Source organism: Mycobacterium sp. E802 (assembly GCF_001666875.1).
Lineage (GTDB): Bacteria > Actinomycetota > Actinomycetes > Mycobacteriales > Mycobacteriaceae > Mycobacterium.
On record NZ_LZJD01000118.1, the window covers coordinates 15,395 to 27,251 of the forward strand.

Sequence of the window (11,857 nt, forward strand, 5' to 3'; positions counted from 1 at the left end):
GCGGGCTACAAAGCGCTGGGCAGCGGTCCGCGAGCCGCCTCGTAGGCTGCGCCGACGCGGTAGAGCCGGTCATCGGCCAAGGCGGGCGCCATGATCTGCAGACCGACGGGCAGGCCGTCGTCGGGTGACAGACCCGACGGCACCGACATGCCGCAGTGCCCGGCCAGGTTCAGCGGCAGCGTGCACAGGTCGAACAGGTACATCGACAGCGGATCGTCGACCTTCTCCCCCAGCCGGAACGCCGTCGTCGGGGTCGCCGGAGACACCAGCACGTCCACGCTCTGATAGGCCCGCTCCAGGTCGCGAGCGATCAGCGTCCGCACCTTCTGGGCCTGGTTGTAGTAGGCGTCGTAGTAGCCCGCCGACAGTGCGTAGGTGCCGATCATGATGCGGCGCTTGACTTCTGGTCCGAATCCGGCCGCCCGGGTCAGCGCCATGACCTCTTCGGCGCTGCGCGTGCCGTCGTCGCCGACGCGCAGGCCGAACCGCATCGCGTCGAAGCGGGCGAGGTTGCTCGACACCTCTGACGGCAGGATCAGGTAGTAGGCATCCATCGCGTGGTCGAAGTTCGGGCAGTCGACCTCGGTGACTTCGGCACCGAGCGCGGTCAGCTGGGCGACGGCGGCGTTGAACGACTCCAGCACGCCGGGCTGGTATCCCTCCCCGCGCAGCTGCTTGACCACGCCAACCCGCACGCCCTTGAGATCGCCTGCCGCACCGGCCTTGGCGGCACCGACCACATCGGGCACCGCGGCATCGACGGAGGTGGAATCCCGCGGATCGTGGCCGGCGATCACCTGGTGCAGCAGCGCCGTGTCCATCACGGTCCGAGCGCAGGGGCCGCCCTGATCGAGGGAGGACGCACAGGCGATCAGGCCGTAGCGCGAGACCGTGCCGTACGTCGGTTTGACGCCGACGGTCGCGGTCAGCGCGGCCGGCTGCCGGATCGACCCGCCGGTGTCGGTACCGATGGCCAGCGGCGCCTGGTAGGCGGCCAGTGCGGCGGCACTGCCGCCGCCCGAACCGCCGGGCACCCGCTCGGTGTTCCACGGGTTGCGGGTCGGGCCGTAGGCCGAATTCTCCGTCGAGCTGCCCATGGCGAACTCGTCCATGTTCGTCTTGCCCAGGATCGGGATGCCGGCGGCGCGCAGCTTGGCGGTCACCGTCGCGTCGTATGGCGCACGCCACCCTTCGAGGATCTTGGACCCCGCCGTGGTCGGCATGTCGGTGGCGGTGAAGACGTCCTTGAGCGCCAGGGGCACGCCGGCCAGCGGTGAGGGCAGTGTCTCACCGGCGGCCACGGCGGCGTCGATGCGGGCGGCGGCGGCCAGCGCGGCGTCCGCGGCCACGTGCAGGAACGCGTTGAACCGGTCATCGGTGTCCGCGATCTGGTCCAGGTGGGCCTGGGTCACCTCGGTCGACGAGACTTCCTTGGCCGCGATCTGGGCGCCCAGGGTCGCCGCATCACGACGGATCAGCTCACTCATGCTCTTATTCACCCTCTCCCAGAATCCGCGGCACGGCAAAGCGTCCATCTTCAGCGCGCGGCGCCGCGGCCAGCGCCTCGTCCTGCGTCAGGCAGGGCACGACGGTGTCGGGCCGGGTCACGTTGACATCCTTGAGCGGGTTGTCGGTGGCCTCGACGCCGGTGACGTCGACGGACTGGATCTGGCTGACGTGGCCGAGGATGGCATCCAGCTGGCCGGCGTAACTGTCCAGTTCGTCATCGGTCAGCGCCAGACGCGCCAGACGCGCCAGATGGGCAACCTCGTCTCGGGAGATCTTCGACACGACAAAGCAGCCTAGTCACGCCACCAAATCGTTCGGCGGGCAGGAGCGCAGCGACCCGGGGAATCGACATGCGTCGTCGGCAGTGCACCGGCATGCTCATCCCCGGCCCCTGTGAAACAGTGATGCGCGTGTCTTCGTATCTGCTGCGGGTCCAGCTTGAGGACCGACCAGGCAGCCTCGGCTCGCTCGCCGTGGCGCTCGGCTCGGTCAACGCCGACATCCTGTCGCTCGACGTCGTCGAGCGGGGCGCCGGCTACGCGATCGACGATCTCGTCGTCGAGCTGCCGCAGGGCTCGATGCCGGACACACTGATCACCGCCGCCGAGAACCTGTCCGGGGTCTACGTCGACAGCATTCGCCCGCATACCGGGCTGCTGGAAGCGCATCGTGAACTTGAGTTGATCGACCACGTCGCCGCGGCCCACTCCAGGGCCGGTCGCCTGCAGGTGCTCGCCGAGGAGGCGCCTCGGGTGCTCCGCGTCGGTTGGTGCACGGTGGTCCGCTCCATCCCGGCGGGCGTGGAGCGCCTCGCCGCCAGCCACGGCGCCCCCGAGACGCGGGCCGAGTCTGCGCCCTGGTTGCCGCTGCAGCGGGCCACTGCGCTCGACGGCACCGACGACTGGGTGCCGCAGGTCTGGCGCGACATGGACACCAGCCTGGCGGCCGCACCGTTGGGTGACCACGACACCGCCGTCGTGTTGGGACGGCCCGGCGGACCGGGCTTCCGTCCCTCGGAGGTGGCCCGGTTGGGTTATCTGGCCGGGATCGTCGCGACGATCCTGCGCTGAGACCGGGTCAGTCCCCGGCCGCCGGCGGGCCGTCGGCCAGCAGTGTCCGGAAGCCGTCCTCGTCGAGGATCGGAACACCGAGCTCGACGGCCTTGTCGTACTTGGATCCGGGCGCATCCCCGGCCACCACGTACGCGGTCTTCTTCGACACCGAGCTGGCGGCCTTGCCACCGCGGCTGATGATCGCCTCTTTGGCCTCGTCACGCGAAAACCCGGGCAGGGACCCGGTCACCACGATCGACAAGCCCTCCAACGTCCGCTCGATGCTGGCGTCGCGCTCGTCGGCCATCCGCACCCCGGCCGCGCGCCATTTGTCCACGATGGCGCGATGCCAGTCCACGGTGAACCAGTCCACCACCGCGGCGGCGATCGTCGGGCCCACCCCTTCCACCGCGGCCAACCGCTCCTCGGACGCCGCGACGATAGCGTCCAGACTGGCGAACTCAGTGGCCAGCGCACGGGCCGCCGTGGGACCGACATGGCGGATCGACAGCGCCACCAGAACCCGCCACAGTGGCTGGGCCTTGGCTTTGTCCAGGTTCGCCAGCAGGCGCTTGCCGTTGGCCGAAAGCTCACCCTTCTTGGTGGTGAACAGCTCGGTGCGCAGCAACTCGTCGGCGGTCAGGGTGAACAGATCGCCCTCGTCCGCGATCACCCCGGCCTGCAGCAGCGCGGTGGCCGCCTCGTAGCCCAGCCCCTCGATGTCGAACGCACCGCGGCCCGCGACGTGAAACACCCTCTCCCGCAACTGCGCCGGGCAACTACGGGTATTGGGGCAGCGGATGTCGGCGTCGCCCTCCTTGGCCGGGGCCAGCCGGGTACCGCATTCGGGGCAGTTGGTGGGCATGACGAACGGGCGCTCGGTGCCGTCGCGCAGGTCGACCACCGGGCCGAGCACCTCGGGGATGACGTCGCCGGCCTTACGGATCACGACGGTGTCGCCGATCAGCACGCCCTTGCGCTCGACTTCGGTGGCGTTGTGCAGGGTGGCCAGGCCGACGGTCGAGCCGGCCACCTTGACCGGTTCCATGTAGGCGAACGGGGTGACCCGGCCGGTACGGCCCACACTGACCCGGATATCGAGCAGCTTGGTGGTGGCTTCCTCCGGTGGGTACTTGTAGGCCACCGCCCAGCGCGGCGCGCGTGATGTCGAGCCGAGCCGACGCTGCAGCGCCACCTCGTCGACCTTGACCACCAGCCCGTCGATCTCGTGGTCGACGTCGTGACGGTGCTCGCCCCAGTAGGCGATCCGTTCGGCGACCGCGGCGACGCCGGAAACCTTGGCGGTGTGGGCGGACACCGGCAGGCCCCATTGGCCCAGCGCGCGGTAGGCGTCGTGCAGCGAGGTGAACGGAAACCCACCGGCACTTTCGATGTGACCGAGCCCGTGACAGATCATCCGCAACTTGCGGCGCGCGGTGACCGCCGGGTTCTTCTGTCGCAGCGAGCCTGCGGCACTGTTGCGTGGGTTGGCGAACGGGGGCTTGCCCTCGGCCACCAAACCGGCGTTGAGGTCCTCGAAGTCGGCGACCCGGAAGAACACCTCCCCGCGCACCTCAAGCACCGCGGGCACCGGGAACTCGTCCGAGGGCGTCAACTGTTCGGGGATGTCGGCGATCGTGCGGGCGTTGAGCGTGACGTCCTCACCGGTGCGCCCGTCGCCGCGGGTCGCGGCCCGGACCAGCCGGCCCTGCCGGTAGACCAGCGCCAGCGCGACGCCGTCGATCTTCAGCTCGCACAGGTAGTGAGCGGCGTCGCCGATCTCCCCCTTGATGCGTGCCGCCCAGGCCGACAGCTCGTCGGAGTCGAACACGTTGTCCAGGGACAGCATCCGTTCCAGATGCTCGGCCGGAGCGAAGTCGGTGGCGAATCCGGCCCCGCCGACCAATTGGGTGGGCGAGTCCGGGGTGCGCAGTTCCGGAATGGTGGATTCGATGTCCTGCAATTCCCGCAGCAAGGCGTCGAACTCGGCATCTGAGATGATCGGCGCGTCCTTGACGTAGTAGCGGAACTGATGTTCACGCACCTCGTCGGCAAGCTCCTGCCAGCGGCGGCGCAGGTCGGCGTCAGGCTGTTCGGGCAGCGCGGCCTCGGCATCTCCGGTTGGCTTCTCACTCACTCTGAGCAGGCTAGTCGAGCGAACCGACAGGCCCACTAATCTGGCAGGATGCCGCACCCGATCATGTTCAGCGACGACGACTTGGGCCTGGCCGATCTGCGCACCATCGCGCTGGGTTTTCCCGAGGCCTTCGAGAAAGTCTCGTGGGGCCGGCCGGTGTTCTGCGCACCGAAGATGTTCGCCATGTACGGCGGCAATGTGAAGCCCGAACGCGGCGGTGAGATGGTGCCGTTCCCGCATTCGCTCCTGATCAAGGTCGACGAGAGCGATCGCCGGGCCCTGGAACAGGACGACCGATTCTTCTTCCCGGCCTACATGGGGCCCTTCGGCTGGCTGGGTCTGGATTTCACTGCCGCCAAGGTGGATTGGGTCGAAGTGCGCGAACTCGTCGATGCCTCGTTCCGGTTGGTCGCCTCACGCCGGCTCATCAAACAACTCGACGAGAACTGATCGGAGTCAGCCATGAGTATCGCCAGCCCCTTCCCCGACGTCGAGCTGCCGACCGTCAGCATCTACGACTATCTCTTCGCCGACATGTCCCCTGCCGATGCCGACCGGATCGCCCTGGTGGACGCCAAGTCCGGCATCGAGACCAGCTACGGCGATCTGGTGCGACAGATCGATGCGTTCGCCGGCGGGTTGGCCGCTCGCGGGATCGGCGTCGGCGATGTGGTGGCCCTGCTGTCCCTCAACAGCTCCGGTTTCGCGATCGCGTTCCACGGCATCCTGCGTGCCGGGGCCACCGCCACCACCGTCAACGCGTTGTTCACCGCACGCGACATCGCCAAGCAGCTCAAGGATTCGAAGGCGCGCCTATTGGTCACGGTGAGCGCACTGCTGCCGCAGGCATTGGAAGGAGCCGCCGCCGCTGGCTTGGATACCAAGGACCAAGTGGTGGTACTCGACGACGTCGGCCTCGGGGGTGACGGCCCGGCACCGGAGGTGACCTTCGATCCGGCCACGCACCTGGCCGCGCTGCCATACAGTTCGGGCACCACGGCCAACCCCAAGGGCGTCATGCTCACGCACGCCAACCTGACCGCCAACGTGGCCCAGATCCGCCCCTTGCAGGGCCTCACCGCCGACGACCGGCTGCTGGCCGTGCTGCCGTTCTTCCACATCTACGGCATGACAGTGCTTCTCAATGCCGCTCTGCATGCCCGGGCGCGGCTGGTCATCATGCCGTCGTTCGATCTCGGTGAATTCCTGGGCAACATCGCCAACCACCGGTGCACGTTCGTCTACATCGCCCCGCCGGTGGCCGTCGCCCTGGCCAAGCATCCGCTGGTCGACTCCTATGATCTGTCTTCGCTGCGGGCCGTTCTGTCCGGTGCGGCATCGCTCGACGCCGACCTCGGCCGCGCGGTGGCAGAACGATTGGGTTGCACGGTGTCTCAGGGTTACGGCATGAGCGAACTGAGCCCGGTCAGCCACATCACCCCGCACGACGGTGGGCTGGCGACAGTCGGCACGGTCGCACCTTTGGACTCGTGCGGCTGGACCGTGCCCAACGGTGTCAGCAAGCTTGTCGATCCCGACACGGGTAATGAAATCGGTATTCCGGCAGAAGGTTTGAGCGCAACCGGCGAACTGTGGTTCAAGGGGCCGAACGTGATGGCCGGCTACCTCAACAACGAGGCGGCAACGCAGGAGACCATCGACGCCGACGGATTTCTGCACACCGGGGATCTGGCGCAGGTCGATTCCAACGGCTGCGTCTACGTCGTGGACCGGCTCAAGGAACTCATCAAGTACAAGGGCTACCAGGTGCCACCGGCCGAGCTGGAGGCCGTGTTGCTGGGCCACCCGAGTATCGCCGACGCTGCGGTGATCGGTGTGCAGGACCACGAATCCGGTGAAGAAGTTCCCAAAGCCTTTGTGGTCAAACAACCTTCCTGCGAGTTGAACGCCGACGAGGTGATGACGTTCGTGGCCGGGCTGGTCGCACCGTACAAGAAAGTACGCCAGGTCGAATTCATCGATGCCATTCCCAAGTCGTCGGCAGGCAAGATCCTGCGCCGGGAGCTGCGAGACCGCTAGCGCGCGTCCGCTGCGTTGGTCAGATGGCGTCGGGATCCTCGGCGAACGCATCGGCCGCCTTCTGCGCGAGTTCGACTGCGGTGCGCGCCCACTGAGCAGTGGCTCCGGCCAGACCGCAGGCCGGGGTGATGCCGATACGGTCGCGCAGCACAGACCGCGCGAAACCCAGGCGGTCGGTCAGCGTCACCGCCGTCTTGGCGATCTCTTCGACCGAGGGCCGACCGTCGGGGGCCGTGGCGGGCACCACGCCGAGCAACACGGTCCGGCCCGAGTCGACGAATTCCCCGATGCCGTCCAGATCGGCTGGCGTCAGGGTCGACACGTCAACCGACACTGCCTGAATTGCACTGCGCAACAGCGCCTTCCATGGCAGCTCGGGCGCGCAGCTGTGCAATGCGACGTCCGAGCCGGCCGCCGCCACACACGCGTCCAACAGGTTCATCGCCACCGGCTCGTCCACGGGATGCACCGGGGTGAAGCTGGTGACCCCGGACAGTCGCCCGGCCAGGGCGGCAGGCAGCGACGGTTCATCGAGCTGCACCACCACCGAGGCCTCCAGCCGCCGAGCCACCTCGGCCCGGTGGGACGCCAACCCCTCGGCCAGGGACGCCGAAAGATCCCGCAGCGCACCCCGGTCGGTGATGGCACGATGCCCGTTGGGCAGTTCTAATTGGGCGGCCAGCGTGATCGGGCCTGGCGCCTGCACCTTGACCGCACGGCCGCTGCCGCGCAAACCGGCGCGCTCCCAAGCCTCTTCGAGTGCGTCGATGTCCTCACCGAGCAGGCTGACCGCCCGGCGCCGGGCAGCGCTACGCCCTCCGGCGATGCGATACCCCCGCGGCACGGTGTCGATGCCGATGTCGACCAGCAGAGCCCCGGCCCGGCCGATCAGGTCGGCGCCGATACCCCGGGCCGGCAGCTCCACGAGATGCGACAGGTGGTGGAGTTCACCGACGACGACTTCGGCGGCGGCTCGTGGGTCGGTTCCGGGCCAGGATCCGATACCGGTGGCCGTCGAAAACGCACTCATGCGACAACACTCATGCGATGGCGTTCACGCGCGTGCGATCGTCGCGCTGGCGATGACCTCGTCACCGTCGGCGTCGGGCCGGTACAGCACCATCGTCTGGCCGGGCGCGACGCCGCGCAGCGGAGTCCGCAGGGACACCACCAGCCGGCCGTCGCGCAGTTCGGCCACCGCGTCGGTGATCCCGCCGTGGGCCCGTACCTGGACCTGGCATTCCACCGGGCCGGCCAGCGGGGTCCCGCTGGTGAACACCGGCTTGTCGCCGGTCAGCTCCCGGATTTCGAGGTCTTCGACAGATCCGACGCGCACCGTGCCCGTCTCGGCATCGATGCCGGTGACGTAGCGCGGGCGGCCGTCTGCGCCCGGCCCGGCGATACCGAGACCCTTGCGTTGCCCGATGGTGAAACCGTGCACGCCATCGTGTTCGGCGAGCACGGTGCCTTCGTTGTCGATCACCGAACCGCGGCGCACCCCGATACGGGCGCCCAGGAAGGCCTGGGTGTCTCCGGACGGGATGAAGCAGATGTCATGACTGTCAGGCTTTTTCGCGACCGCCAGTCCACGCTCGGCGGCTTCGGCGCGGATCTGCGGCTTGGGGGTGTCACCGATCGGGAAAATCGCATGCGCCAACTGCTCGGCGGTGAGCACACCGAGCACGTAAGACTGGTCCTTGTCGGCGTCCACAGCGCGACGCAGCCGGCCGTCGACCAGGCGCGCATAGTGACCGGTGGCCACCCCGTCGAACCCCAGCGCCAGGGCGCGGGCGGCCAACGCCGAGAACTTGATCCGCTCATTGCACCGCACGCACGGATTCGGGGTTTCGCCGCGGGCATAGGACTCGACGAAGTCGTCGATCACGTCGTCCTTGAACCGATCGGCGAAATCCCAGACGTAGAACGGGATCTCGAGGATGTCGGCCACCCGGCGGGCATCGCCGGCGTCCTCCTTGGAGCAGCAGCCGCGCGATCCGGTGCGCAGCGTGCCCGGCGCCGTCGACAGCGCCATGTGCACGCCGACGACGTCGTGGCCGGCGTCCACCATGCGGGCGGCGGCCACCGAGGAATCGACCCCGCCGCTCATCGCGACCAGCACCCTCATGAGAACGTCCTACCCGCGCTGGCCAACGCCGCCTGCCGGGCCCGCTCCACGGCTGCCGGCAGCACCTCGAGCACCGCGTCGACATCGGCTTCGGTGCTGGTGTGTCCCAGAGAAAAACGCAGTGACCCGCGTGCGGTGGCCGGGTCGGCGCCCATCGCGATCAGAACGTGCGACGGCTGCGCGACCCCGGCGGTACACGCCGAGCCAGTGGAGCATTCGATGCCCTTGGCATCCAGCAGCATCAGTAGTGAGTCGCCTTCACAGCCACGGAAGGTGAAGTGGGAGTTGGCCGGTAGCCGGCCGGCCAAGCGCGGCCCGTTGAGGAAGCTGTCCTCGATCGTGGCGAGCACGCCGTCGATCAACCGGTCGCGCAACGCCTGCACCCGCGCGCTGTAGTCGGCCAGGCCACCGATGGCGACCTCGGCGGCCGCGGCCATGGCCACAGCGCCGGCCACGTCGGGCGTCCCCGAGCGCACATCACGCTCCTGGCCGCCGCCGTGCAGCAGCGGCACACAGGCCGTGTCACGACGCAGCACGAGCGCGCCGACCCCCATCGGACCGCCGAACTTGTGCGCGGCCACGCTCATCGCCGAAAGCCCTGTGGCGGCGAAATCCACGGGGATCTGCCCCACGGCCTGGATGGCGTCGCTATGCACCGGCACGCCGAACTCGGATGCGATCGCGGCCAACTCGTCGATCGGCATGATCGTGCCGACCTCGTTGTTGGCCCACATGATGCTGATCAGCGCCACGTCAGCGGGGCCGTCACCGGCCTCAAGCGCCGAGCGCAATGCCTGCGGCGCCACCATGCCCTCGGCATCGACCGGTAGCCAGGTGACCTCGGCATCCTCGTGATCGACCAGCCACTGCACGGCATCGAGCACGGCGTGGTGCTCGACGGCGGTGGTGATGATCCGGCGCCGCGTGGGCTCCTCGTCACGACGGGCCCAGTAGATGCCTTTGACGGCGAGGTTGTCACTCTCGGTGCCGCCGGCTGTGAAGATCACTTCCGACGGGCGGCATCCCAACAGGCGGGCCAGCGTTTCGCGGGCCTCCTCCATCCGGCGCCGGGCCAGACGCCCCGAACCGTGCAGCGAAGAGGCGTTACCCACGGTCGCGAGCGCAGCCGTCATCGCATCGATGGCGGCTGCATGCATCGGCGTGGTGGCGGCGTGATCCAGATAGACCTGCCCGCCTGGGGACGCCGTCGGGATAGAGGTCATAACCTCTCCAGGATAGCCGTCGGCAGCGGCCCCGCCTTCCAGCCGCCTCAGGCCGCCAGGACATGCGCAGGTGCGCCGGCACGCGGCCGGTGCACGGTCCGGTCGGAACGCACCACCGCTTCGCAGCGCTCTGCCAGCGCCCGCCGGTCAACTCCGGGCAGCTGCAGCGACCCGACGTGGACGTGGCACACCGTGCGACGTGCGGTGATCACCCGCCGCACCGACCGCAACAGGGTGTCGTCCCCTACGAAGGCCGGAACCGTCGAGGGCCGGCCGTCGCGGTGCCGGTAGTCCAGCCGCAGCGGTTGCACCGGGCGGGCCGCGTCGATCGCGGCCTGGAACATCGCGGGCCGGAACTGTCCGTGTGCCAGCCCACACCAGGTGGTGCCTTCCGGGAAGGCCACCACGGTGTGTCCGGCACGCAATCGTTCGGCCACGGTGTGCACCACCGCGGGCAGCCGGCGCAGGCTGCCCCGGTCGATCGGGATCACCTTCATCACCCGGGCCAGCCGGCCCACCGCGGGCCATTCCACCAGATCTGCGCGTGCCACGAAGGAGCCCGGCAACACCGCACCGATCGTGAAGATATCCAGCCATGACACGTGGCCGCTGACCACGAGCACGCCCTTCAGATTACGAATCGGGCCGCCCGACAGGGAGATTCGGACACCGAAGCAGCGCAGCATCAACCGGCAGTAAAACCGCTGCACGTGCGAACGGCCGGGCATGGGGACCGCCAGCAGCGGCACTCCCGGCGCCAGGACCACGGCCATGGTGACCCGCACCGTGGTGCGAATCCAGACCAACAACCGACGGCCCGCATCGGCGCCGCCGGCATGGACGCAACTGGCGTCGCACGAGGCCTTCGGCAGCCAGGAATGCTCACAGGCGATGGTCACGATGCGCCCCCGGCCAGATCGGCTGCTGCCGAGACGGAGCGAAGGCGCTTGAGGTACCGCACGTCGGCACGGCGCTTGTCCAGCAGGGCCGGAAAATCGCCGACCCCGAAGTCGGGATCGTGGGCCGGTTCCCCGCACACCTGCGCCCCCAGCCGCAGATAGCCGCGCATCAACGGCGGCACCGTGGTGCGCGAGGGCGGGTCAATGTCGTCGAGCCCTCTGCCGTCTAGGACCACCGGCCGGTAGGGGTAGACCGTGTGTTCGGCGGGCGCCGCGTGGCGGCGCCGCACGAAGTCACGGACTCCGCGGATCGTCGTTCCCGGCGGGCCGTCGGCATTGCCGGCGACGGGCACCGACACGCAGCCGGTCACGTAGTCGTAGCCGGAGTGGTCGAGGTAGGCCAGGATGCCCGCCCACATGAGCAATACGACGGCGCCGTTGCGGTGGTCCGCTCGTACCACCGCGCGGCCCATCTCGACCAGGGACGGCCGCAGGGCGTCGAGACCGCGGACATCGAACTCGGTGGCGGTGTAGAGCCCGCCCGCGGCGATCGCGCCGGGCGGCGGCAGCATCCGGTAGCAGCCCACCAGTTCACCGGTGCGGTCCTCACGTACCAACAGGTGGTCGCAGTGCTCATCGAATCGGTCGGCGTCACGTCCGTCTGTGGCACCGGCAAGTGCGAATCCGGGTTCCGAGGTGAATACGTCGTGCCGGAGCCGCTGGGCGGCTTCGATCAGTCCGTGGTCGGCGGCCCGTGCACGCGACGAGCGAAATGGATGAAGCAGGAGGGTGTAGCGCGGCGCATCGGGCGCCGCGCTGTCGGTGTGATCAGCGGCGATGAGTACAGATGCAGTGCTCATAGCCAGCACGGT

The 11,857-nt window shown here is 68.8% G+C and carries 11 protein-coding genes; 3 read left to right on the forward strand and 8 right to left on the reverse strand.

Annotation, left to right across the window (positions count from 1 at the left end; genetic code table 11):
* Positions 1 to 5: 5 nt before the first annotated feature.
* Together gatA and gatC are read right to left on the reverse strand one after the other, a co-directional pair.
* Complete coding sequence (gatA, locus tag A5699_RS17845; protein ID WP_067771542.1) at positions 6 to 1,487, reverse strand: Asp-tRNA(Asn)/Glu-tRNA(Gln) amidotransferase subunit GatA; 1,482 nt, start codon at positions 1,485 to 1,487, stop codon at positions 6 to 8.
* A gap of 4 nt (positions 1,488 to 1,491) precedes the next feature.
* Complete coding sequence (gene gatC, locus A5699_RS17850; protein WP_067771544.1) at positions 1,492 to 1,791, reverse strand: Asp-tRNA(Asn)/Glu-tRNA(Gln) amidotransferase subunit GatC; 300 nt, start codon at positions 1,789 to 1,791, stop codon at positions 1,492 to 1,494.
* A gap of 128 nt (positions 1,792 to 1,919) precedes the next feature.
* Between gatC and A5699_RS17855 the strand changes: the two genes are divergently transcribed.
* Positions 1,920 to 2,579, forward strand: a complete 660-nt coding sequence (locus A5699_RS17855) for an amino acid-binding protein (protein ID WP_067771629.1) — start codon at positions 1,920 to 1,922, stop codon at positions 2,577 to 2,579.
* A 7-nt stretch (positions 2,580 to 2,586) separates the two neighbouring features.
* Here A5699_RS17855 and ligA read toward each other — a convergent pair whose 3' ends face one another.
* Positions 2,587 to 4,662 carry an NAD-dependent DNA ligase LigA gene (gene ligA, locus A5699_RS17860; RefSeq protein ID WP_197508327.1) on the reverse strand — a complete coding sequence of 692 codons (2,076 nt, stop codon included), beginning with the start codon at positions 4,660 to 4,662 and terminating at the stop codon, positions 2,587 to 2,589.
* Between the two features lie 84 nt (positions 4,663 to 4,746).
* Between ligA and A5699_RS17865 the strand changes: the two genes are divergently transcribed.
* Together A5699_RS17865 and A5699_RS17870 are read left to right on the forward strand one after the other, a co-directional pair.
* Positions 4,747 to 5,148, forward strand: coding sequence for an MmcQ/YjbR family DNA-binding protein (locus tag A5699_RS17865; protein ID WP_067771550.1), 402 nt, complete (start codon positions 4,747 to 4,749; stop codon positions 5,146 to 5,148).
* 12 nt (positions 5,149 to 5,160) lie between these two features.
* Positions 5,161 to 6,738 carry a 4-coumarate--CoA ligase family protein gene (locus A5699_RS17870; RefSeq protein ID WP_067771554.1) on the forward strand — a complete coding sequence of 526 codons (1,578 nt, stop codon included), beginning with the start codon at positions 5,161 to 5,163 and terminating at the stop codon, positions 6,736 to 6,738.
* Positions 6,739 to 6,757: 19 nt separating this feature from the next.
* Here the strand turns inward: A5699_RS17870 and A5699_RS17875 are convergent, their stop codons facing one another.
* The 5 genes from A5699_RS17875 to A5699_RS17895 are packed head-to-tail and all read right to left on the reverse strand — an operon-like array spanning position 6,758 to position 11,845.
* Entirely contained in the window at positions 6,758 to 7,768 is a 1,011-nt protein-coding gene (locus A5699_RS17875; protein WP_067771557.1) for a methionine synthase, read from the reverse strand.
* Between the two features lie 24 nt (positions 7,769 to 7,792).
* On the reverse strand, positions 7,793 to 8,863 hold the full coding sequence (gene mnmA, locus A5699_RS17880; protein WP_067771560.1) for a tRNA 2-thiouridine(34) synthase MnmA: 1,071 nt from the start codon (positions 8,861 to 8,863) through the stop codon (positions 7,793 to 7,795).
* Positions 8,860 to 10,086, reverse strand: a complete 1,227-nt coding sequence (locus A5699_RS17885) for a cysteine desulfurase family protein (RefSeq protein WP_067771563.1) — start codon at positions 10,084 to 10,086, stop codon at positions 8,860 to 8,862. The genes mnmA and A5699_RS17885 overlap by 4 nt, the downstream gene beginning before the upstream one ends.
* A 47-nt stretch (positions 10,087 to 10,133) precedes the next feature.
* Positions 10,134 to 10,985 carry a 1-acyl-sn-glycerol-3-phosphate acyltransferase gene (locus tag A5699_RS17890; RefSeq protein WP_067771566.1) on the reverse strand — a complete coding sequence of 284 codons (852 nt, stop codon included), beginning with the start codon at positions 10,983 to 10,985 and terminating at the stop codon, positions 10,134 to 10,136.
* Entirely contained in the window at positions 10,982 to 11,845 is an 864-nt protein-coding gene (locus tag A5699_RS17895) for a GNAT family N-acetyltransferase (protein WP_067771569.1), read from the reverse strand. The genes A5699_RS17890 and A5699_RS17895 overlap by 4 nt, the downstream gene beginning before the upstream one ends.
* Between the last annotated feature and the right edge of the window lie 12 nt (positions 11,846 to 11,857).